Consider the following 21,075-nt stretch of genomic DNA (forward strand, 5'->3'; position numbering starts at 1 on the left):
ATGGCGGGCGGGCGTACACAGACGATCCAAGAATCCGCGCTGGGCGGCACCGGCAAACAGCTGGGCAAGGGCGGCGAAGGCGCAATCTATGAGCTTGAAGGCGCGCTGAGCACGGGCCAGGCTGCGGTGCTGAAGAAGTACCACACCGTTCCCTCCCGCGTGTCCCAGAACCACTTGGCTAAGCTCACCGGTGCGCTGTATTCGTTTCCCCCGCAGGTCCGCTCGTGGATTTTGTCCCACTCCGCGTGGCCCACGTGCCTCGTGCTCAACTCAGACCAGGAAGTCGCGGGCTTCATCATGCCGCGCATTCCCTCGCGGTTCTTCCATGACTTCCCGTCCAAGGACGGCTTCGTGTCAGGCCCGCGGGACATCCAGTACCTGTTTGAGCCAGCGCACCGGGCGGAGTGGATCGGATTGACTCTGACGGTCAAAGACCGCTACCAAGTGCTGGCAGCCATCGCGGAGGGATTCGCCATCCTGCACGGTGCCGGGGTCACGGTAGGGGATGTCTCCCCGAAGAACCTGTTGTTTTCCACCGCACGCAGCGGCGGGGTAGACGTCTTCTTTCTTGACTGCGACTCAATGAGCATCGCAGTGAGCCCGAATCCAACCAGTATTGAGACCGCGAGCTGGGAAGCCCCCGACTTCGTGGAAAAGGGCACGCGCGAATCTGACCAGTACAAATACGCGCTGATCGTGCTACGTACCTTGGCCGGTGATCAAGTGACGCGTAACCTCGCCGACGTCCCGGCTGAGACCCCTGAGCAAGTCAGGGCGCTGCTTACCCGGGCGCTCGAACCCGACGGTGCTGTGCCCAGTTTCGAGGAATGGGCGATGCTCCTGCGCCGGGTCTCGCGCTCCCACGCAGTTCGTGAACTGTCCGAACCGGTCGAGGAGTCTCGCCCGGCCCCGCCAGCGTCCACCGTGTCGCGGCGTGTGGTGGTGGCGCAGCAGCAGGAGGGCGTCGATAAGCCTGCTGCTCTTCCGTCGAGTGTGAAGGCGCGGTCAGCGGTGCCGAAGGCGAAGCCGAAGAAAAACATGACCATGCGCGTTATTGTGATTCTGGTGGTTGTGATTCTGGTGGTGGCAGCGGGGGCGTGGAGCATGGGTTATGTCTAGTCACTGGGCTTTGTCGATTGACTTCGGGACGTCCAACACGTCCGCGGCACACACCAATCCGTTCAAGGGCACGGTGGAGCCAGCGACGCTGAGCGACGACCACCATTCCATGGCGTCCAGCGTGCTGGTGAGCAATACGGGAGCAATCTCCGCTGGTCCGGTGGCGTTAGCGAATGCGGAGGGTTTTCCGGAAGGCTTCATCCGCTCACCGAAGAGGCTCATTGGGCAGGATACGGCGTGGCTCGGCGGGGGCCAGGTTGCCGTGCAGTCGATGGTCAGCGAGGTGTTTCGGGAAACCATCCGTCGCGCCTCGCGCGCCCACAATAACCTCCCGCCGCGATACCTCGTGGTCACGCACCCGGAGGTGTGGTCGCCCGATGAGATCGCGGTGCTGAAGAAGGCGGCGGCGGACGCGGGTATGCCGCCGAATGCTGTGGCCACGTTGTCCGAGCCGAAAGCAGCGATCGCGCACTACACCCAGGACCGCGCTTTAGTGCCCGGCCAGAAGATCGCCGTGTTTGACATCGGCGGTGGCACGCTCGACATCGCGGTGCTGAACTGCCGCGCACCCGGGGCGTATGACGTTCTTGCTGCGGAAGGCGATGGTTCCATCGGCGGGCGAAGTTTTGATCAATTGCTTCGTCGCTGGTTGGAGCGCCACTTGGACGAGGATGAGCCGGATGTCCTCGACGCCCTGCGCAGGCACGCAACGTTTGATGAGCAGCGCAAACTTGAGCAACGCATTACCGACGCCAAGGAGTTGTTGTCCGACACTGACCGGGCCGTCATCCCCGTTGACGTGGACGGTAAGTCCCACCGCGTTCAGATCACTCGGGGTGAGTTTGAGGACCTGATTTCGCCCAGCGTCGACCGCGCGGTGGGGCTCGCGCGCGCGGCACTGGCGCAAGCCGGCCTCACCCCGCATGACCTCCACGCGTTGTACCTCACTGGCGGCACCTCCCGTGTTCCGCTGCTACAGGAAAAGCTCAAAGACATCGGGCCCGTCGCCCAGCTCGACAACCCCAAGACCGTGGTGTGCCAAGGTGCCCTGGTCTCACTCATCGCGGCGGTTGAAGCGCGCCGGGCTCACGAACCGGTGAAAACCTCCGGCCCGCGCCGCGCCGCTCATCCGCAACCCCAGAGGGTGGTCTCACCGCGCCGTCGTCGCACCTAGGACGTATGCTTGCTCGCATGCGCTCTCCCATTTCGTCCTACCTCTCCGCGATCTTGGATGAAGTCCGTGACAACGATAGCGGTGCGGTCGCCGATTACATTGGGGCCTTGAAAAGCGCTGACCCAGACAAGCTCGGCTTGGCGTTGTGTACGCGCAGCGGCCACCTGTACGCCGTGGGGGACACGAGCTATGAGTTCTCCATCCAGTCGATTTCCAAGCCCTTCATCTACGCGCTCGCACTCGACGAGGTAGGGGTGCTCGGCGTCCACGAGGTCGTGGGCGTGGAACCCTCCGGTGAAGCGTTTAATGAGCTGTCGCTCGATGAGGAAACGAAGCGCCCAGCAAACCCCATGATCAACGCTGGGGCAATCGCGGTGAATCAGTTGATAGCAGGCGTTGACGCGACCGTCGAGAAGCGTGGGGCCCGCATCCTCGACTACTTCTCGCAGCTCGCGGGGCGTGAAATGCGTATCGACGAGACGGTGAAGGCCGACGAGCTCTCCAGCGCGGACCGCAACATGGCGCTCGCGCACATGCTGAAGGAATACGGCATCCTGCGCGACAGCGTCCACGACGCGGTGGAAACCTACGTCTTCCAGTGCTCCGTGCTGGTGACCGTGAAAGACCTCGCGATCATGGCCGCGACCTTAGCATCGGGTGGAATCCAACCGATCACCCGTGAGCGCGTGCTCAGCAACGAAGCCTGCCGTTTAGCTCTCGCCGTGATGGCCTCATCCGGAATGTACGACGGCTCGGGGCGGTGGATGTCCTCGGTGGGCATCCCTGCGAAATCCGGGGTGGCCGGTGGCCTCATCGGCACGCTGCCCGGCCAGCTGGGCATCGCGAGCTTGAGCCCCCGGCTCAACGACAAGGGGAACTCCGTTCGCGGCGTCGAGATCTTCCGCCGGATGTCCAAGACCCTTGGTTTGCACATGATGAGCTCTAATTTCTACGCCGCGCCGGGCATCCGCTCGGTGGAGCGCCACGGGGACACGAACGTGGTCCAGCTCCAGGGCATGATCAACTTCACCGCCGCTGAAAACATCCTGCATGACCTGGTGGAACGCAAACTGGTGGGTGAAAAACTCGTCCTGGATGTGTCGAACGTGACGTCGTTCAACCCCGCGGGGCGGCGCCTGGTCAAAGAGGGCCTGCGCCAATTCCGTGAGGACGGCTTTGACGTGGCTATTTATGACCCGGATTCCGCGCTGCCGGACTACCAGTTCTCTGACGGCACGCATGCGGAAAGCGTGAAAGACTTCTCCGAATCCTTCACCGTTCCCGTGTCCGCCGTGGATGCCTACGAGGCGATCGCGCACCCGAAGGACTGGTGGGATGAAGAGAACCAGGACTCTACCGTCGAAGGCAATGCGGACGAGCAAGGCGCCGAGTTCCAGATGGACACCGAGGATGGTTCGAACCTCTACGTTGTGCAAGAGGCCGACGAGGGCGAGCGCCTGGTCTGGAGCGTGGAGCAGTCCGGCGAGTCCAATGAGGATGAAGAGTGGCGCGACACCAACATCATCTTTGATTTGGAAGAAGCCGACGACGGATCCACCCGCGTTCGCGTCACCCACCGCGGGCTCAAACCCCACGACCGCAACTATGACCAGGCCGTTCGCGATTGGCGCAAGCGCATCACCCAGCGCCTCAAGCCGCTCATGGCGAACTCAGAGGAAGAAGGTTAGCCCCAGTCGCCCAACGCGCCCTCAAGCGCGCCCAGGGCGGTCTCAATGAGGGCATGACGCTTATCGACGGGGCACCCGGCGTCCGCCCAATCAACACAGATCGCGTCAACGAAACCGAAAAACCCGGTCACGGCGAATTCCGCGCGCGGGTGTCCCATCGCGCCCGAAAGCAGCTCGCGCAACTGGGAAACGCTGCGATCCCGTTGATCAATGCGGACGAACAAAGCCTCCGCCGGAATGTCATTGCCCCGCGTCTCCGCCACCCAGGCCGCTGGACGTTGGGCAATGTAGTCCAGGTAGACCCCTACGGCCGCCTTTAAGGTTTCCCGCGCGGGCGTGTTCGGTGGAAGGCCCTCGGTACACTGGGCGATGCTGGCGCGCAGGTGAGCGAACCGCTGCTCCAACACCGCGGCGTAGAGCCCCGCCTTGGATTCGAAATAGTGGAAGATGAGGCCTTGGGAGATCCCGCATTGCGTAGCGATCTGAGTCGTTGAAATCTCATTGAACGGTGCAGCGTCAAAGATGCTCGCGGCGGTGTCTAAGATCTCTGCGCGGCGTTGCTCAACCGTCAAGCGGGTACGTGTGCGGGATGCCATACGGCATATCCTACCGGAAACCGGTAGAGTATTGAGTATGACTCAATACAAAACCATCTGGTGGCACGTCTACCCCCTCGGCGCCACCGGTGCCCCCATTCGCAACCGGCCCGAAGGCGATTCTGACCACCGGCTTCGCGCACTGGAGCCGTGGCTCGACTACCTGATCGAACTCGGCTGCGATGGTCTGCTGCTCGCCCCGATCTTCGAGTCAGTAGCGCACGGCTACGATACTCTTGACCACTACTCAATTGATTCCCGCTTAGGCACCAACGAGGACTTCGACTGGCTGGTCGAACAATGCAACACCCGCGGTATCAAGGTGATGCTCGATGGCGTGTTCAACCACGTCGCCGACAGCCACCCTGCTGTGGCCGAGGGGCTGGCTGGTAACACCAACTGGGAGGGTCATGGTGAGCTGGCGACCCTTCACCACGATGATCAGCGCGTGAAAGACATGGTGGTTGACATCATGGAGTTCTGGCTGGCCAAGGGCATCGCGGGGTGGCGCTTGGACGTGGCCTACTCCGTGCCACCGGAGTTCTGGCGCGACGTCATCGGCCGAGTCCGCGAGAAGTACCCCGACGCGCTGTTCCTGGGCGAAGTCATCCACGGCGACTACGCCCAGATTGCCAGCGACGGAACGCTTGATTCCGTCACGCAGTACGAGCTATGGAAAGCGATCTGGAGCTCGCTGAATGATGAAAACTTCTGGGAACTGGACCACGCCCTGACCCGTCACCAGGCGGTCAGCGAACAGCTTCTGACCAACACCTTCATTGGCAACCACGACGTGGACCGCATCGCCAGCAAGGTCGGCCACGACAAGGCGATCCTGGCTGCAGCGATCCTGTTCACCCTGCCCGGAATGCCCAGCATCTACTACGGCGATGAGCAGGGCTTCGAAGGCATTCGCGGTGAAGGCTTTGCCGCGGACGACGCGGTGCGCCCACCTCTGCCCGCCACCCCAGACGAGCTGTCCCCGCTAGGGCAGTGGGTCAAGCGCGAATACCAAGGTCTCATTGGCCTGCGCCGACGCAACGAATGGCTCACCACCGCAACCGTCGACGTGCTGGACAAAACCAATGAGACAATCAGCTACCGGCTCCACGCCGACGGCCATGAGATGCAGGTAGACCTCTGGCTGTCTCCGGCGCCTGGTGTGCGCATCCACTCCGCCGGTGAGACGCTCTACGAGTGGACGCCGTAAACGGGGTTAACGCATGAGGTCGCGGCCGTACTTCAGGGCCACGGTGAGCAGCCCAGCCCACTTCTCCGGGTCAAGCGCGGTCGGGCCGGAGATCGGCACAATGCGCTGCTCGGCGACGGTGCGGGCTTCGGTGTACTTGAGCAGACCGCCGTCAGCGTGGCGGCGGCCGACACCAGAACGCTTCCAGCCACCCATCGGGGCGCCGATGGAGGACCAGCCCGCCGCGTAGCCCTCATTGATGTTCACGGTGCCGGCCTCAATTTGGCTCGCAATCTCGCGCGCTGTGGATGGCTTGCCAAAGATGGAGGCGTTCAAGCCGTAGGACGTGTCATTTGCACGGCGGATAGCTTCCTCGTGGGAATTCACGACTTCGATGTACACGACCGGGCCAAAGACCTCGCCGCGGTACAGCTCGGCGTCTTCCGGAACGTCTTTGAGGACGGTCGGCGCGAAGAAGGCAGGGCCCAGTTCCGGGAGGCGCTTACCACCCGTAAGAACGGTCGCGCCCTTTGCCACCGCGTCGTTCACCATCTCCTCAACGTGGTCCGCGTGGTCCTCGCTAATCAACGAGCCCATGTCCGTATCCCAGTCGTGGCCAGCACCGATGCGCATTTTTTCCACGGACTTGATGAACGCCGGGATGAACTGGTCCGCCACGTCACGGTGGACGTACATGCGCTCAATGGAGATGCAGAGCTGGCCGGTGTTAGAGAAGCACGCGTGGCGCACGCCACTGACAATCTTCTCCGGGTCCGCATCAGCCGTGACGATAAGCGGGTTCTTGCCGCCCAACTCACCGGAGAAGCCAATGAGCCGCTCACCGCACTGCGCGGCCAGCTGCGAACCGGTCTCGGAAGAACCGGTGAACATCAGGTAATCCACGCCGTTGACCAGCGCCTGGCCCACCTTGCGGCCGGAGCCCGGGATGACCTGGAACACGTCCTTCGGCAACCCAGCTTCAGCCATCAGCTCAGCGGCACGCAGCGCGGACATCGGGGTAGCGGAGTCCGGCTTGAGCACTACCGTGTTGCCGGCCAGCAGCGCGGGAATCGCGTCAGAAATGGCCAGGGACAGCGGGTAGTTCCACGGTGCGATAATGCCCACCACACCGACGGGGGAGTGCTGCACCTGCGTCTTCGTTGCAATGGGCAACGCCACCTTTGCGCTCTTCGGCTTCAGCAGCTTCGCGGTGCGGTACGCGTAGTGGCGCGCGGTCAGCGCGGTGTCCAGGATCTCTTCAAACGCGGAGCGGCGGTTCTTGCCGTTCTCATCCTGGATGATGTCCAGCATCTCTTTCTGGTGCTTGAGCACCAAATCATGGAAGCGCAGGAAGATCTTTTTGCGCTCCGCAATCGGGGTTTTCGCCCACTCGCCTTGCTTGGCGCGGGCGCGCTCGATTGCCTGCTGCGCAACCTCGGCGTCGTAGTAGTTGGTGGTGCCCACGACTTTGCCGGTCGCCGGGCTTTTGATGGTGATCGTCTCAGTGTTCAGGCTGGTAGTCATGCCCCTAGATGTTACGCGGATGTCACGCCCCAAGGAAGCGTTTTAGGAGGAAACGATATGCCCGAGTTGTCAGTTTCACATCCGCTACGTCCACGTATTCATCATGGGAGTGCAGCTGGTCCAGCACATCACCGAACAATCGCTCGCGTTCATGCAGGGCGAAACCGTAGCCCACACCACCCAAATTCCGGGCAAACCTCAAATCAGACCCGCCGGCAGCAATCGTCGGAACGATCGTCGCCTCAGGGAAAAACTCATGGATGGTCTCCACCATCGCGTCGTACAAGGGCCCCGAGGTCGGCGAAACCGTCGCGTCTTCTGTGATCAGATGCTCGATCTCCACGTCGAGATCCCCCAGAGCCGCACGCAACCCCTCGTCGATAAGCTGCTGGCTCTGTCCTGGTAGGGGCCGAACGTCGAGCTCAAGCTTAGCGACGGAAGGCAGCACATTAATCGCCCCACCTGCCTGCAACACCGTCGGCGCGATGGTCAGGTGGCTCATGGCGTGGCTGTACCGCGCGAGCCCTCCGAGTGCCTCGTAATTTTCCCCGCGGAGCAGCTGCGCTTCCGTCTCCGGATCGAAGCGAAACGCCTTGACGTAGCCTTCCCAAATGTCATCGCTCACGACGTCGGGCTCTACCGCGGCGACGCGCCGGGCGACCTCCCCGATCTTTCCCACGGTGAGCTCACGCCCGTATGGCGCAGAACCATGACCGGCATCCCCGTGAACGCTCAGACGCCGCTGACCCGCGCCCTTCTCGCCCACGACCACGATCACCGCGTCGGAACCGTCGTTGACGGGCAGGTGGGAGCCGCCGGTTTCGGACAGGCAGTTCTTCCAGCTAATCGCCTCTGGGTGATTGCGTGCCAGCCAGCCGGCGCCCAGGCCGCCGCGGGCTTCCTCGTCGGCGCAGGCAACGAACGTCAGCGTGCCCCGAGGCGGGGTCGCCGAGCGTGCGACATCGCGGGTGACCACCGCCATCGCGGCGGTAATGAAGAGCATGTCCATCGTGCCGCGGCCGTACATCTTGCCGTCTACGATCTCAGCGCCAAACGGATCGCGGGTCCACTTCGGCTCATCGACGGGAACCACGTCTGTGTGACCAAGCAGAGTAAGAGGTTCCGCGTTGTCATCGCTGCCTTTAACGGTGAACGCCACGGTCACGCGGCCGGGGTGCGGCTCAAAGCGCTGGTGAGTGACGGTTCCATCGGCGATCTCAGCCGCAAAGAACTCTTCCAAGGTCTCCGCGTTGCGGACTTCCTCGCCGGAGTCCGCGGTCAGGTCGTTCACGCACCCGTTGCGCACCATGCGCGCGAGCAGATCAACGGCCTGGTCTTCCAATTGAGCCTCACTCATTAAATTCCTCCCACCACGGCGGTGACTCCGGATCAAAGTGCTTGAACTGCAAGGAAGAGTCCCACGAAACAATCAGCGCCGCCATCTTGTTCAACGCTTTAACGGTGTCCGTCATGGACCCCGCCTCAGAGCGCGCGCCAATGGACACGCCATACGTCGATCCCGCGACGGTGAAAAAACCCATCTGCCGGTCGTCGTACCCGCCGTCCAGCTCGGAATCGTTCCACCCGCCTTTAAAGTGCATTCCCTCAATGCGGCCTAAGCCCCACGACTGCTGTGGCACCACCTTGCTCATTGAATCCGTGACCAGGTTGTCCGCAGGCAACGTGGACAAGTAGTAGGCGTAATGCGCCTGGGAAGAGATCGGCCACTGCGTGACTCCCCACATCGGGTCCATGTACACGTCCGCGCCGCTTCGCCCAACCTGTTCCCCCACCAGTCGCGCCGCGGTCATCGAATCACCCAAGCACCCGTACAAGAGATCGGTTGAGGAATTATCGGACATCGTGATTGCATTCGTAATCAGCTGATCCAGCATCGCCCGATCCAGCGCGCAGTGCTCTTGCGCCGCCAAAGCAATCGGCACCTTTTCCGTCGACCACGCAGGCAGTGAACGCAACGTTCCGCCGCGGATCTCATTCGTGCCGTCCCATAAAGAAAGCGCCACGGTCGTGTTCGTCTCCTGCGCGATGCTGGCCAGGGCTGCGTCTAATTCGCCCGCATCGATGCCCAGCGCCGGTTTCGGGGCAGCCACGCGCGCTGGGTCTGCGGCCTGCTCGGTCGAAGCACACCCGCCAAGCAGCATGAGAGCAAGCAGCGCGGCACCGATCGCGCGAGGAATGTGCTGCCCTTGTCTTTTCACGATCACTCAGCTTATCGCGAATGTATATGGTGGAAAAGTATGGAACGTGCGGATTCGGTTGAGGCGGCCGTCGATAAGCTCATTGCTCTGTATTCCGCGTCTTGCGAGAAGGCGCGTGAGGTGCTTCAGTCCGGTGCCTTTGAGGACTATGAACAGGTGCGCTACCCCAAGATTTCCGTGACGGTGAAGCAGTGGCACCCGATCGATCGCGCCGAGCCTTTCGGGTACGTCGATGAGGCTGGCGTGTACTCCGCGGAGCTCTCGCGGCCGGATCTGATGCAGAGCTACCTGCGCAAACAGCTCGAGTGCCTGACCAATAACTACGACTGCGAGATCGAGGTCGGCTATTCCGACACCCGCATCCCGCCCGAATACATCGACGGCGTTGAGGGGCTGTCGGAAGTTCGCCGGAGCGTGTCCAGTGCCGCCAGCATCCCGCGCCCAACCCTCGACGAGGTCCACGACGCGATCGTTGACGGTGACTGGGACGTTTTCCACGCCGCTGAAAAACCACTCTTCCACTTCGGCCCGCAGCGCTTCGACATCGCCTGCGCTCGCATCCAGCATTACACCGGCATCACAGTCGACACCGTGCAAAAGTTCATACTCTTCACCAACTACGACATGCACGTGCGCGAATTCGTTGCGTTCGGCATAGAGCAATTGCTTAACGACGACTCCCGCTACACCGCCCTGCAACTCCCCAACGCCCAAAAAATTACCGCCCGGGACCTCCAAGGCGTGGATGCCCAGCAGCTCAAGGACGTGGGAATCGCGTCGAAGTACCAGATGCCGCGCATCGATTTGGTCACGCCGAACGGTGACGGGGTGACCATGATCAACATCGGTGTGGGCCCCTCGAACGCGAAGACAATCACGGACTGCCTCGCGGTGCTGCGCCCGGAGGCGTGGATCATGATCGGCCACTGCGCCGGACTGGACGCGCGCATGCGCATCGGCGATCTGATCCTCGGCAACGCCTACCAGCGCCACGACCACGTTTTGGACAGTCATCTACCCGTTGACCTGCCGATTCCCGCTGTCCCAGAGATCCAGCGCACCCTGGAAAAATCCGTGAAGAAGATCTACGGGGACGAAGAAGAATCACTCATGCGCACCGGCACGGTGCTGTCTACTGGTGACCGCAATTGGGAATGGAACTCGCCCAAGGAGCTGTGGGAGTGGCTGCGCGGCTCCACCGCCGCGGCCGTGGACATGGAATCCTGCACGATCGCCGCCAACGGCTACCGCTACCGAGTGCCCTACGGAACCCTGCTGGCGGTATCCGATCTTCCCCTGCATGCGGTGCCGAAGCTGCCGGCCGCAGCCCAGGCCTTCTATTCAAATTCCAAGCAAGCGCACGTGATCTGCGCCGTGCGCGCGATGGAGCGCCTGGCCAAGCACCCCGAGCGCCTGCGCACCCGCAAGCTGCGCCGCGCGATCGGTGAGCTTCCGTTCCGCTGAGCCCGCCATAGCCCGCCATGACCGCGTTCCTGTTCGATCTCTTTGGCACTCTGCTGCCCGCTAACCCGTCCGCCGAGCTTGCCGCCCGCCAGGTCATGGCCCACGGCCACCCGTGCGGGGTGATCGCAACCTGCCCGGCAGCAACGACATCGCAGGTCCGCACTAGTTTTTCCCTGATCGCAGAACTCGATGCCGCGGTTTTCTCCAGCGACATCGGGGTTGGGCTTCCGGATCCCCGCGCCCTCCGCGTGGCAGTCGACGCGCTGGGCACCCGCGCTGAGCGAACGATCTTTTTCTCCACCGATTCCGCCCACCTGGCTGTGGCCGCCGGCGCCGGGCTCAACGCTGTCTTCTACACGGGACCCGAAGTCATCGTGGCTAACCTCTAGCGTGAAAACGTTTGCTTCCAGCCGGTTCCAAATGCTCGTTTGCCCAGGTGGGATTTAGTTGCTGCGGCAAATCTGCAAACGTTTTCACGGCTCCCCCCGATCCACCCCCAAAATGTCCACTACAGTGAACAAAACCTGAGAATTCCGGGCGGCATGGAACCTGGAACCGGTGGCATGAGTCCAATGGGTATGAGAAAACCTTTCACTCGTACCCCCAAGCACCTAGTTAACGGAATGCACGTGCATTCATGGATACCCGGACGCCTCAACACAGACGGCAACGGCATCCGCGTTTCCCAGCATCAATTCGCCACGGGCATTTCTGCCAGACCCCCTGAACTGGTCAGATACCAAGCCCAGTTTCATCCCGCCAACATTGGTTACGCCGCCGATGCTGGCATTCGCGCCGTCGCCGCCGCGATCGATCACCCTGGACATGTGGTCACTGGGCTCAGCGCTCTCGCGCTTTTCGGGTTGCCGTACTTCGCGGACGGCTGCGACACGACCCTGGGCGGGCCAATCAACAAGACCCGGCCGGCGGGGGTTGTGGCGCCAAGAATTGTTCGTCGTAAAGCGGAAAATGCCTGGTGCGTGCGTTGGCGGGGGTACGAGATTGATGTCAGTCCGCCTGCTGATGCAGTGGTAGATGCGATTCGCAACATCAGGGATGGCGTGTGCACGTGGGCTGTCCCAAGTTGGGTTTCTGATCACAAAAGCTTCAGGGCAATTTCGCTTATCGACGCCATCCGCCGCTTCCTCGATATTTCCCTCGATTCCGTTCTGGAAGCCGCCCGGGGGAAAATAAACAAGAAATGGCTTGAGAAGGTGATCAGTTTATCGAGCAACTTGGCTGATTCCCCGATGGAGACCGAGATGAGGCTGATGACCCGGGCGTTGTTGGAGGGGCCGGGCCAGCTTCCTTTGCAACTGATTCATCCTGATTCAACGGACCGGACTGCCCAGGCGATTATTCAATTGTCGGAACGGATCAGCCACCTGGGTTTGAAACTCACGGAGCAGGTGGAAGTCCGCGATGGAAACAGGCTGATTACCGTTTTTGACCTGGCGATTGAATCGTTGAAGATCGGGCTGATGTACGACGGTGAACACCATCTTTTGCGGAGCCAGCGGGACCAGGATTCAGAGATCACGCTGGACTGCGCCTTTGAGGACTGGTTTCCGCTCCGGTTTTCCGCGGGGACCCTACCAAACCTGCCGATTTATCTGTACAGATTGATCGTTGCTCGGTCCGACAGGTTGGCCGCGTGAAAACGTTTGCTTCCAGCCGGTTCCAAATGCTCGTTTGCCCAGGTGGGATTTAGTTGCCGAGGAAAATCATCAAACGTTTTCACGGCTCACACGCAACGGCTCCCGCAGAACAAGGTCCAACGCAACGGCCCGGGCAATATCGCGCACTACCTCGCGGTGGGTCGGGATCATGCGAAGGTTGACAGCGCGCCGTTCGGCGGGATCGGGCAGATTGGAGCGTGCCACACGGGCGAAGATGGCGGGGGCTTTCGGGTCATCCGTGAAAGCGGACCCGGCGACCACTAGCGTGGCCGGGGAATGGGCATTGACCAGGTCAGCAGCCAACTCCCCGAGTTGCACAATGCGCTGGTCAAGCGCTGCGCGTAGGGACGTGTTGGTATGGGCCGCCACCACGGCATCGCTGAGTTTTGCAATCCCGGTCTTTGTAGCCATCCCTTGGGTGGTCAGGTCTTCCCGGTCAATCGCGATGGGCAGGACCCCGGTTTCGTGGGAGACCGCCGCGCCGATCGAGTCATCCACGTACAGGGCCATGGTGGGCGGGGTGCTAATGGAGCCAGTCGATTGGATCTCCGACCCCACGATCCCCGCAACCGCCGCGGTCACGGTGACGGGAACACTGAATTGCTCCTGGAGTTGTGCGCCGATGTCTTCGCCGAACCAGCCCAGGTTGGGCGCTGTGACCACGCCATCGGGGGTGACAGATCCGGAGGTGGTCACGCCGACTGTCGCCAGGGGTTGCTTGAGGTCCGAAAGCATTCGGTTGAGGGCAGCCATGATGTGCTGGATGAAGTCGCCTTGGGCCAGGTTGGCAACGTCGGTGGGCACGTCGGTCTCACGGATCGTGCGGCCTTTGATGTCAAACAGGGCGATGTATGTAGACGCTGTTGCCACGGCGATTCCTGCATAAATGGCGCCCGTGTCCGCCAGCTCAATTGGAATGATCGGACGGCCACGGCCCTGCGATTGGGCAAGGTCCGCGCGCTCAACCACGAATCCTGACTCGACCAGAGAGGACACTGCCCGGGTCACTGTTGGCTGCGACAGTCCGGTTGCGGAGACAAGCTCGCTTCTCGACGTCACCGAATTCAGCCGCACGAGGTGAAGACACTTGGCGGCCGGCGTGTGGGGCCGTGCGTAGGCGGACCACGTCGAACTCATGGGCGTCATTCTAAACCGGCCAGGATTGTAGGTAAAACCTCCGCGGCGGTCCCTTCCACGGTGACCGTCGCCAGCCGGGACAGCTCAGTCGGCGCAGGCGTGACCTCAATGATCGGGGTGCCCATCTGGTGCGCCAGCATCGGCAGCCCAGCCGCCGGGTACACAACCCCGGACGTACCCACGATGACCACGAGGTCGGCGGTGACCATGTCCATTTCCGCCCGTTCCCATTCGCGTTCCGGAAGAGCCTCGCCGAACCAGACAACGCCCGGCCGAACGAGGTCCCCGCAGGACTCACACCGCGGCGGCGCAATGGATTCCGCCGGCTGGTCGGGGATGGTCACGCGATGAGGCTGACCGCACGAGGTGCAACGGAACTCAAACAGGGATCCGTGGAGGTGCGTCACGTCCGTCGAGCCTGCGCGTTCGTGCAGGTTATCAATGTTTTGGGTGGTTACGCTGACAGAGGTACCGTCGATAAGCGACCAGCGCGAAATGGCCACGTGACCCGCGTTTGGCTCCGCGAGGCTCGCGAGTTTGGTGCGCCACAGGTACCACGCGAACATCGGCTCCGGGTCCGCGCGCCACGCGTCGATGGAGGCCATGGCCTGCGGGTCAACGTTTTCCCACAGCCCCGTCACTGCGTCGCGGTACGTCTCCAGTCCGCTGTCCGCGCTCATGCCAGCACCCGTGAAAACGTTGACGCGCCGGGCGCCGGCGGCGAGCTCGATTGCTTGGTCCAGTGGGGTTCCCATACTAATGACGATAGACTGCCGTGGTATGACTGCTAAACGCACGCCGTCGCTGTTGGACGCGACGTGTGAGGCCTTCGTCTATGACCTCGCGGAGATTTCGCCCACGCTGGGCACGGAGTTGGGGCTCGAAGGCTACGACGGTGAGCTTCAAGATTTCAGCCCGAACTACTGGTCGGCGATCGCTGATCGCATTCGCGAGCTCATCGCGGACGTTGATGCGCTTAACGACGGCACGGATGCTAGCGATGACGAAGACGACTTTGATTCGATCGACGAGCTGACGGCGGAGATCCTCCGCGAACGCATGTCGGTGGAGTTGGAGCTGCACCACCAGGGTGAAAACTTGCGGCAGCTGAACAACATCACCTCGCCCGTTCAAGAGATCCGCAAGGCGCTGACGGTGATGCCGAAAGACACGGCGGACGACCTGGAAAACGTTGAGTCGCGCCTTCGCCAAGTTTCCGCGTCCCTTGCCGGTTACCGCGAGTCGCTGGCGGAGGCCGCGAGCCAAGGTGACGTCGCGTCCGCGCGTCAGATTGACTGTGTGACCAGCCAATGCGAGGCGCTTGCCGACGACGGGTCGCTGCTTGAAGACCTCGGTCTTGCGCCGGACAACGACGCCGTGCGCACGGCAAAGGGCGCGTTCGCGGACATGGGGGACTGGCTGTCCACGGAGCTGGCGCCGCTGGCCAAGCACTATGACGCGGTGGGCCGCGACCGCTACGAGCTGTTCTCTGAGTACTTCCTGGGCCGTCAGATTGACCTGGATGAGGCCTACGATTGGTCGCTGGAGGAGCTGAAGAAGCTGGTTGAGCGGCAGGGGGCGGTGGCGAAGAAGCTGTACGGCGACGACGTCAACGTGCGCGGCGCGTACCGGCGACTGGACAATGACCCCGGCTATTCCTTGACCGACAGCGAGGTGTTTGTGTCCTGGATGCAGGACATGTCAGACCGGCTGATTGATCAGCTGGACGGGACGCTGTTCACTCTGCCGGAGGAGCTGCGCACCATTGAGTGTGCTTTGGGTGAGGCCGGCCACGGCGGGGTGGTGTATGCGCCGCCGTCGGAGGACCTCTCGCGGCCTGGGACCTTATGGTGGTCGACTCCGGGAGGCGAGACGATCCACGCTTGGCACGAACTGACAAAGATCTGCCACGAGGGCGTTCCTGGCCACCACGTGCAACAGGGCATCGCCATGGCTCAGCGCAACACGCTGAACCTGTGGCGCCGCACGATGAACTTCAACTCCGCCCACGGTGAGGGCTGGAGCGTGTACGCCGAAAACCTCATGGAAGAGGTCGGCTTCTTCGAAGACCCTGCGTATGAAATGGGTCTGTTAGATAGTGTCCGGTTGCGCCTTGCCCGCGTGGCCGTAGACATTGGTGTCCACCTGCGCAAACAGACCCCGGACGGCACCGGCACCTGGGACGTGGCCTACGCGAAGGCCTTTTTGCGCGACAACACCGCGATGAATGAGGCCCGCCTAGGGTTCGAATTGGACCGCTACCTGGGCTGGCCCGGCCAGGCCACCAGCTACGCGCTGGGCTACCGGGACTGGTTGGACCTGCGTGACGCGGCGCTTGCTCAGGGCATGAGTCTCAAGGAGTTCCACGACAAGGCGCTTCGTCTGGGATCCATGCCCATGGATATCTTGCGCCGCCACGTGTTGAACTAAAGCTTGCGCAAGATCGTCGGTAAGGCCCCGGCGAAGACCAAGATGCACAGCAGGCGGATCAGCTGGCATGCGATCACGGCTGGTCCGGCGCCGCCTTCCGTGGACAGGGCCAAGACGGTCTCGATCGCGCCGGGGCTCGTGGCCAAATAGCCCTCGAAGTAGCTGATTCCCAGCCAGTGGGAGATCACCACGCCCATTGCCGCGCACGCAGACATGATCACGATGATGAAGGCGATCGTCGCTGGCAAAAGACGCGCGAAACGCTTGAGTGCGGGCACGTTGATGCCGCCGCCACAGACCCAGCCGATGGACAGAAACGCCATGACGGCCAGCGGTGTCGGCGGAATGATGACTACGGGACTAAAAGCCGCGATGGCCGCGGTGATGAGCAACGGACCGAACACGCTGGGCGCCGGGATGCGTAGAAACCGCGCGACGGGGTCGCCAACGACCGCGATCACCAGCACAGCGATCCACATCCACCACGGCGTCGCCGCGTTGGTGAGGTGATTTTCTCCTGGCGCCGGCAGCAGCGACGCAACGAACGGCAGCGTCGCGGACACCGCCAGGACGCGCAGGTACTGTGCCAAGGTCACGTAACGCATGTCTGCTTTGAACTCACTGGCCATCATGGTCATGATCGACGCCCCGCCCGCCAGCATGGACAACACTCCGGTTTCCCGGCTGACACCGCTGTGCCTAGCGAGCATCAGGCCGCCGGCAAAGCCGATGCCGATGATCACCACGGCCGAGACCAACCCCGGGATCAGATAATGCGCCAGATCCCTAAGCGGCACCCCGGCTAACGGCGCCGCCGCCAGCACGCCAATCACCCCGCGGCACAGCTTGTAAAAGTGCCCGCTGACGGGCAGATCTTGGCCGGTTCCTAGTGCCATCGCGCCAGAACATAAAATCGCGGCGAGGATCCACGCGGCCGGAACCCCCAGGGACGCAAAAAGCCACCCCAGCGCAATAGAGGCTGGGGCGACTATGCACCACCGGGCACTAATCAAGGGTCAGGGAGCCGTTGACCAACCCGAACACGGCGAATGCCGCCCCAATCACCACGACGGCGACGACTACCCACTCGAAGCTGTTGAACAGCTTTTCCTTCCGCGCAATGCGGGTCCAGATGTACGGAATCAGACCAGGCAGAACCGCCAGCGCGCCGAGCAGAACAAACTTCGGATCAGCCGCGTAGATCAGCCACAGGGAGTACACGAACGCCAACACACCAACGGCCAGGTGGCGCTTGTTGTCGCCCGATGCGATTTCGGGGCCCGAGTCGTCGAAACGCGTGCCCGCGTGTGGGTGGGTAAGGCCGCGACCACGGATAGACAGCAGCACTAGGTACAGCGCGGAGAAGATGTACGGCAGCAGGTACATGATGGTGGCCAGCTGCACCATCGAGTTGTAGGTGGTCTCATTGGCAAAGAACACGATGACGAAGAACTGCACCACAGCAGTGGAGATCAGCTGCGCGATCCACGGGGCACCGGACGCGTTCGTAGTGGCCAGCTTCTTGGGCAGCAGGCCATCCGTAGCCATAAGCACGATGGGTTCTGCGCACAGCATCTGCCAGGAAATGTAGGCGCCAAGGACGGACAGGCACAGGCCGATGGAGATCAGCACACCACCCCAGGGCCCAACCACGGCTTCGAGCACGGAGGCCATAGAGTTGTCGGGCAGCGCCGCCAATTCCTCCTGCGTGAGCACACCGTAGGACAGCGTGGAGACCGCCACCAGCAGCGCCAGCACAGACAAGAAGCCGATCACGGTCGCGCGCCCGATATCGCTGCGGGACCGCGCCTGCTTGGAGTAGACCGAGGCGCCCTCAATACCGATGAACACCCACACGGTGAACAGCATGATTCCCTGGATCTGCTCCATCAGCGGCATTCCGGAGCCCTTACCCCAGAAGTCAAGCGTGAACTTGTCCCAGCTGAACCCCAAGAACGCCACGAGCACGATGAACGCGAAAATGGGCACGAGCTTAGCCACGGTCGTGACCAAGTTCATCGCCGCGGCCTGCTTAATGCCCATGGTCAGCGCCGCGAAGATTCCCCAGGTCAACACCGATACCGCGATGGCCATCGCCCACATGTTGTTCTGATCAAAGAACGGCAGGTAGTGGCCCAGCGTGCCAAAGAACAGCGTGGCGTACCCCACCTGCGCCATCACGGAACCAAGCCAGTAGCCCCATCCCGCGGTGAACCCAATGAAGTCGCCCAAGCCGGCGCGCACGTAGGAATACACGCCGGAATCCAGGTGCGGTTTCCGGTAGGCCAGGATCTGAAAAACGAATGCCACAGCGAGCATGCCCACGCCAGCGATGAGCCAACCGATGAGCATCGCGCCGGGGCTCGCGGTCGATGCGATATTTTGAGGCAGGGCAAAAATGCCCGAACCGACAGTGGAACCAATGATGAGTGAAACCAGCGTCCAAATGGACACTGTGTGGGCGCGGTTCGTGCGCGCGGAATCGGCCGTAGTCATAAACGCTTAATTTACTTGGTGTTCCCCATGAATCCCTAACGGCCCGCCGTGGCAGTCGCACTCCACGGGTCCTCGGGCCATGGGTGCTTCGGATACCGCCCGCGCATCTCTTTGCGCACACCGTCATATGGCCCGTCCCAAAAATTCCGCAGGTCATCGGTCACGGCCAGCTCGCGCCGCGCGGGGGAGAGCAAGTGAAAGAGCACGCGCACATTGCTTATCGACGGAGACTCCTCCAACCCGAAACACTCCTGCAACTTCACCCGGACGATCGGCCGCCCCGTTGCGTACTCAATTTTTGGCCGCGACCCGCTAGGCACTTCGAGCCTTTCCGGCGCAAGCGTGTCCAACTCAGCTGCCTCCGGCCACGGTAGTTGCCGCATCAGTGCGCCATACATATCTATTTCCCGCAGGGCCACGCCCTGCGCCAGCTGCTGAATCTCCGGGGAATAGTCACCCCGTTCCACGTCCGGCCATGGCTCGCCGAGCTGTGCGTGGAGAAAGTCAAGCCGGGCTTTCAGCGATTCCGCTTTCTCGGACAGGTGGAACTGAGAAAACTCGAACCCGTGCAGGGCTTCGATGGCCTCTTCAGGGGTGAGCCGCACCGGGGTTGAGCTCAGTTCAATAGCGCCGATAGCCTTCACTCGCCGCCCGCGCACCGCGCCGTTTTCATACGTTGCCCGTGTCTGTTCGACGATTCTGTCCGTGGGCATTTGTGTTGCCGCCCCGGAGCGAATAACGGCACCGCGCCCGGTTAACTGCACTTCCGCCGCCGCGATCCACTCGCTGACCGGAATTGCTGCATCCAACGTCGCCCTGGTGCCACTGGCCAGCAGGTACTCGCGTTCACTCACCTGCATTCCCACCCACTCCGGGTACGCAGAACTGATAACTTCCCCCGCAGACACCGGGCCACGGTCCTTGACCAACCGCGCCAGCCTTTCAACACTGCGCTTTGGCGCCCGCGCCCGGTCCAGATCACCGTTCATGCCCTCCGCCATCGCCGCAACCGTCGTCGCAGCTCCCGCGCCGTGTGTCAGCAGAGCAGCCCCCATCCGAGGGTCCAGCGGCAACCGCGCCAGCCGCTCGCCGAACTCCGTAATCGCACCGTCAACGGCTCCGAGCGCCCTCAGCGTCGCCAGCGTCGCCAGCGCATCCTCCATCGCCTGCGCCGGCGGTTCCGACAGCAACGGCAGATCCGGTGAACCCCACGCCGCCATGGTCAACGCCGCTGAGGTCAGGTCACTCGACGCGATCTCCGGCACAATATCGGCCGCGAAGTGCTGATAATCCTCGCGCGAGTACGCACGCAATACAGTCCCCGGACCCAGGCGTCCCGCGCGTCCCGCGCGCTGATCAGCACTCGTCCGGGCCGCGGACACCGTGACGAGACCGGTCATCCCCCGCGCCGCATCACGCCGCGGCACGCGTGCAAGCCCGGCATCCACAACACGCCGCACACCCGGCACCGTTATCGACGACTCCGCGATCGACGTCGCCACCACCACCCGCGCGTCGCCATTGAGCGCCGCGTCTTGCTCCGCAGAGCTCAACCGCCCGTGCAGCGGCACCGCGTCACGACTCGCCCCGCACACCAGCTCCACCTCGCGGACACCGGGAACGAACACCAGGGTGCGATCGTCGCCGTCGGCAAGCGAAGCGACGTGCTCATAGAACTCCCGCGTTCCCTGCGCGCGCCCCGGATGCGGGTGGTAGCTCACCTCCACCGGGTGCGTCACCGCTTCAGTCGAGAGCACCTGCGCCCCCATGTGCGCGGCCAGGGCCTTCGCGTCCAGCGTCGCGGACATCGCCGCCAGATACAGGTCATCGCGCAGGTACGCGACCTCCATCGCCATCGCCAGCACCAGGTCCGTCTCCAGCCCGCGCTCGTGCACCTCATCGATCACGATCGCGCCGACGCCGGTCAGCTCCGGATCCGCGATCAGCCGGTTCAGCAGCACCCCCGGCGTCACAAACTCCACCAGCGAGCCATCGCGGTGCTCGCCCCGAATCGAGTACCCCACCCTATCGCCCAGCACCGATTCGTCGAGAAGCGCCAAGCGCCTCGCGGCCGCGCGCACAGCCACTCGCCGCGGCGCCGTCACGAGGGTCACCCCTTCCACACGATTGCTTATCGACGGCGGGAGCAACGTCGTCTTACCCGTTCCCGGTGGCGCTTCCACAACCAATGGCCCAGTTGGCGGCAGTGAATCGATCACATTCGCCACCGGCAACCCCGCGCCGATCTTTAGAAGGTCAAACATCACGATCCAGGGTACAAACCCAACCTAGTTAGACTCCCGAAACCCGAAAATGGTTCCCTCGGTTTTGCACACTATAGTGTGCAGAATTTCCTTGGC

At 62.5% G+C, this 21,075-nt stretch carries 17 protein-coding genes; 8 read left to right on the plus strand and 9 right to left on the minus strand.

Translation table 11 applies throughout. From position 1 onward, the window contains the following. From CAQUA_RS00405 to CAQUA_RS00415, 3 genes are read left to right on the plus strand one after another with little or no spacing between them, the layout of a single operon-like run. Complete coding sequence (locus CAQUA_RS00405) at window positions 1–1,119, plus strand: hypothetical protein (RefSeq protein ID WP_196824996.1); 1,119 nt, start codon at window positions 1–3, stop codon at window positions 1,117–1,119. After that, complete coding sequence (locus CAQUA_RS00410) at window positions 1,112–2,293, plus strand: Hsp70 family protein (RefSeq protein WP_196824995.1); 1,182 nt, start codon at window positions 1,112–1,114, stop codon at window positions 2,291–2,293. Before CAQUA_RS00405 ends, CAQUA_RS00410 begins: the two co-directional genes overlap by 8 nt. A gap of 17 nt (window positions 2,294–2,310) precedes the next feature. After that, on the plus strand, window positions 2,311–3,981 hold the full coding sequence (locus CAQUA_RS00415) for a glutaminase (RefSeq protein WP_196824994.1): 1,671 nt from the start codon (window positions 2,311–2,313) through the stop codon (window positions 3,979–3,981). Here CAQUA_RS00415 and CAQUA_RS00425 read toward each other — a convergent pair. Continuing rightward, window positions 3,978–4,577, minus strand: coding sequence for a TetR/AcrR family transcriptional regulator (locus CAQUA_RS00425; protein WP_196824993.1), 600 nt, complete (start codon window positions 4,575–4,577; stop codon window positions 3,978–3,980). The genes CAQUA_RS00415 and CAQUA_RS00425 overlap by 4 nt on opposite strands. 37 nt (window positions 4,578–4,614) lie before the next feature. Here CAQUA_RS00425 and CAQUA_RS00430 point away from each other — a divergent pair, with 37 nt between their 5' ends. Then, on the plus strand, window positions 4,615–5,787 hold the full coding sequence (locus tag CAQUA_RS00430) for an alpha-amylase family protein (protein ID WP_196824992.1): 1,173 nt from the start codon (window positions 4,615–4,617) through the stop codon (window positions 5,785–5,787). Window positions 5,788–5,793: 6 nt separating this feature from the next. Here the strand turns inward: CAQUA_RS00430 and CAQUA_RS00435 are convergent, their stop codons facing one another. From CAQUA_RS00435 to CAQUA_RS00445, 3 genes are read right to left on the minus strand one after another with little or no spacing between them, the layout of a single operon-like run. After that, entirely contained in the window at window positions 5,794–7,290 is a 1,497-nt protein-coding gene (locus CAQUA_RS00435) for a succinic semialdehyde dehydrogenase (RefSeq protein WP_196824991.1), read from the minus strand. Window positions 7,291–7,312: 22 nt separating this feature from the next. Continuing rightward, on the minus strand, window positions 7,313–8,647 hold the full coding sequence (locus CAQUA_RS00440) for a M20/M25/M40 family metallo-hydrolase (RefSeq protein ID WP_196824990.1): 1,335 nt from the start codon (window positions 8,645–8,647) through the stop codon (window positions 7,313–7,315). Then, window positions 8,640–9,509, minus strand: a complete 870-nt coding sequence (locus CAQUA_RS00445) for a serine hydrolase (protein ID WP_196824989.1) — start codon at window positions 9,507–9,509, stop codon at window positions 8,640–8,642. The genes CAQUA_RS00440 and CAQUA_RS00445 overlap by 8 nt, the downstream gene beginning before the upstream one ends. A 39-nt stretch (window positions 9,510–9,548) precedes the next feature. Between CAQUA_RS00445 and amn the strand changes: the two genes are divergently transcribed. From amn to CAQUA_RS00460, 3 genes are all read left to right on the plus strand, one after another. Beyond that, entirely contained in the window at window positions 9,549–10,973 is a 1,425-nt protein-coding gene (amn, locus tag CAQUA_RS00450) for an AMP nucleosidase (RefSeq protein ID WP_196824988.1), read from the plus strand. A gap of 17 nt (window positions 10,974–10,990) precedes the next feature. Beyond that, window positions 10,991–11,362, plus strand: a complete 372-nt coding sequence (locus CAQUA_RS00455; protein ID WP_196824987.1) for an HAD family hydrolase — start codon at window positions 10,991–10,993, stop codon at window positions 11,360–11,362. Window positions 11,363–11,596: 234 nt separating this feature from the next. After that, window positions 11,597–12,631, plus strand: coding sequence for a hypothetical protein (locus CAQUA_RS00460; protein WP_196824986.1), 1,035 nt, complete (start codon window positions 11,597–11,599; stop codon window positions 12,629–12,631). A 69-nt stretch (window positions 12,632–12,700) separates the two neighbouring features. Here CAQUA_RS00460 and CAQUA_RS00465 read toward each other — a convergent pair whose 3' ends face one another. After that, the gene (locus tag CAQUA_RS00465; protein ID WP_196824985.1) at window positions 12,701–13,789 is read right to left on the minus strand and encodes an ROK family transcriptional regulator; all 1,089 of its coding nucleotides are present in this window, start codon (window positions 13,787–13,789) and stop codon (window positions 12,701–12,703) included. 5 nt (window positions 13,790–13,794) lie between these two features. Then, a complete protein-coding gene (locus tag CAQUA_RS00470; RefSeq protein ID WP_196824984.1) occupies window positions 13,795–14,544 on the minus strand; it encodes an NAD-dependent deacylase in 750 nt (249 codons plus the stop codon). A gap of 25 nt (window positions 14,545–14,569) precedes the next feature. Between CAQUA_RS00470 and CAQUA_RS00475 the strand changes: the two genes are divergently transcribed. Next, the gene (locus tag CAQUA_RS00475; RefSeq protein ID WP_231375503.1) at window positions 14,570–16,219 is read left to right on the plus strand and encodes a DUF885 domain-containing protein; all 1,650 of its coding nucleotides are present in this window, start codon (window positions 14,570–14,572) and stop codon (window positions 16,217–16,219) included. Here the strand turns inward: CAQUA_RS00475 and CAQUA_RS00480 are convergent. Genes CAQUA_RS00480 through CAQUA_RS00490 form a run of 3 tightly spaced genes read right to left on the minus strand, consistent with a single transcriptional unit; the run spans window position 16,216 to window position 20,979 of the window. Beyond that, window positions 16,216–17,232 carry an AbrB family transcriptional regulator gene (locus CAQUA_RS00480; protein ID WP_196824982.1) on the minus strand — a complete coding sequence of 339 codons (1,017 nt, stop codon included), beginning with the start codon at window positions 17,230–17,232 and terminating at the stop codon, window positions 16,216–16,218. The genes CAQUA_RS00475 and CAQUA_RS00480 overlap by 4 nt on opposite strands. Continuing rightward, window positions 17,225–18,715 (minus strand): amino acid permease, encoded by a 1,491-nt coding sequence (locus CAQUA_RS00485; RefSeq protein ID WP_196824981.1) that lies wholly within the window; start codon window positions 18,713–18,715, stop codon window positions 17,225–17,227. Before CAQUA_RS00485 ends, CAQUA_RS00480 begins: the two co-directional genes overlap by 8 nt. Window positions 18,716–18,750: 35 nt before the next feature. Continuing rightward, window positions 18,751–20,979 carry an ATP-dependent RNA helicase gene (locus CAQUA_RS00490; RefSeq protein ID WP_196824980.1) on the minus strand — a complete coding sequence of 743 codons (2,229 nt, stop codon included), beginning with the start codon at window positions 20,977–20,979 and terminating at the stop codon, window positions 18,751–18,753. Window positions 20,980–21,075 lie beyond the last annotated feature (96 nt).

It is taken from the genome of Corynebacterium aquatimens (assembly GCF_030408395.1).
Classification (GTDB): Bacteria; Actinomycetota; Actinomycetes; order Mycobacteriales; family Mycobacteriaceae; genus Corynebacterium; species Corynebacterium aquatimens.

Coding starts and splice junctions, on each gene's coding strand:
- CAQUA_RS00405 (WP_196824996.1), top strand. CDS start 1: ATGGCGGGCGGGCGTACACAGACGATCCAAGAATCCGCGCTGGGCGGC.
- CAQUA_RS00410 (WP_196824995.1), top strand. CDS start 1,112: ATGTCTAGTCACTGGGCTTTGTCGATTGACTTCGGGACGTCCAACACG.
- CAQUA_RS00415 (WP_196824994.1), top strand. CDS start 2,311: ATGCGCTCTCCCATTTCGTCCTACCTCTCCGCGATCTTGGATGAAGTC.
- CAQUA_RS00425 (WP_196824993.1), bottom strand. CDS start 4,577: ATGGCATCCCGCACACGTACCCGCTTGACGGTTGAGCAACGCCGCGCA.
- CAQUA_RS00430 (WP_196824992.1), top strand. CDS start 4,615: ATGACTCAATACAAAACCATCTGGTGGCACGTCTACCCCCTCGGCGCC.
- CAQUA_RS00435 (WP_196824991.1), bottom strand. CDS start 7,290: ATGACTACCAGCCTGAACACTGAGACGATCACCATCAAAAGCCCGGCG.
- CAQUA_RS00440 (WP_196824990.1), bottom strand. CDS start 8,647: ATGAGTGAGGCTCAATTGGAAGACCAGGCCGTTGATCTGCTCGCGCGC.
- amn (WP_196824988.1), top strand. CDS start 9,549: ATGGAACGTGCGGATTCGGTTGAGGCGGCCGTCGATAAGCTCATTGCT.
- CAQUA_RS00455 (WP_196824987.1), top strand. CDS start 10,991: ATGACCGCGTTCCTGTTCGATCTCTTTGGCACTCTGCTGCCCGCTAAC.
- CAQUA_RS00460 (WP_196824986.1), top strand. CDS start 11,597: ATGCACGTGCATTCATGGATACCCGGACGCCTCAACACAGACGGCAAC.
- CAQUA_RS00465 (WP_196824985.1), bottom strand. CDS start 13,789: ATGAGTTCGACGTGGTCCGCCTACGCACGGCCCCACACGCCGGCCGCC.
- CAQUA_RS00470 (WP_196824984.1), bottom strand. CDS start 14,544: ATGGGAACCCCACTGGACCAAGCAATCGAGCTCGCCGCCGGCGCCCGG.
- CAQUA_RS00475 (WP_231375503.1), top strand. CDS start 14,570: ATGACTGCTAAACGCACGCCGTCGCTGTTGGACGCGACGTGTGAGGCC.
- CAQUA_RS00485 (WP_196824981.1), bottom strand. CDS start 18,715: ATGACTACGGCCGATTCCGCGCGCACGAACCGCGCCCACACAGTGTCC.
- CAQUA_RS00490 (WP_196824980.1), bottom strand. CDS start 20,979: ATGTTTGACCTTCTAAAGATCGGCGCGGGGTTGCCGGTGGCGAATGTG.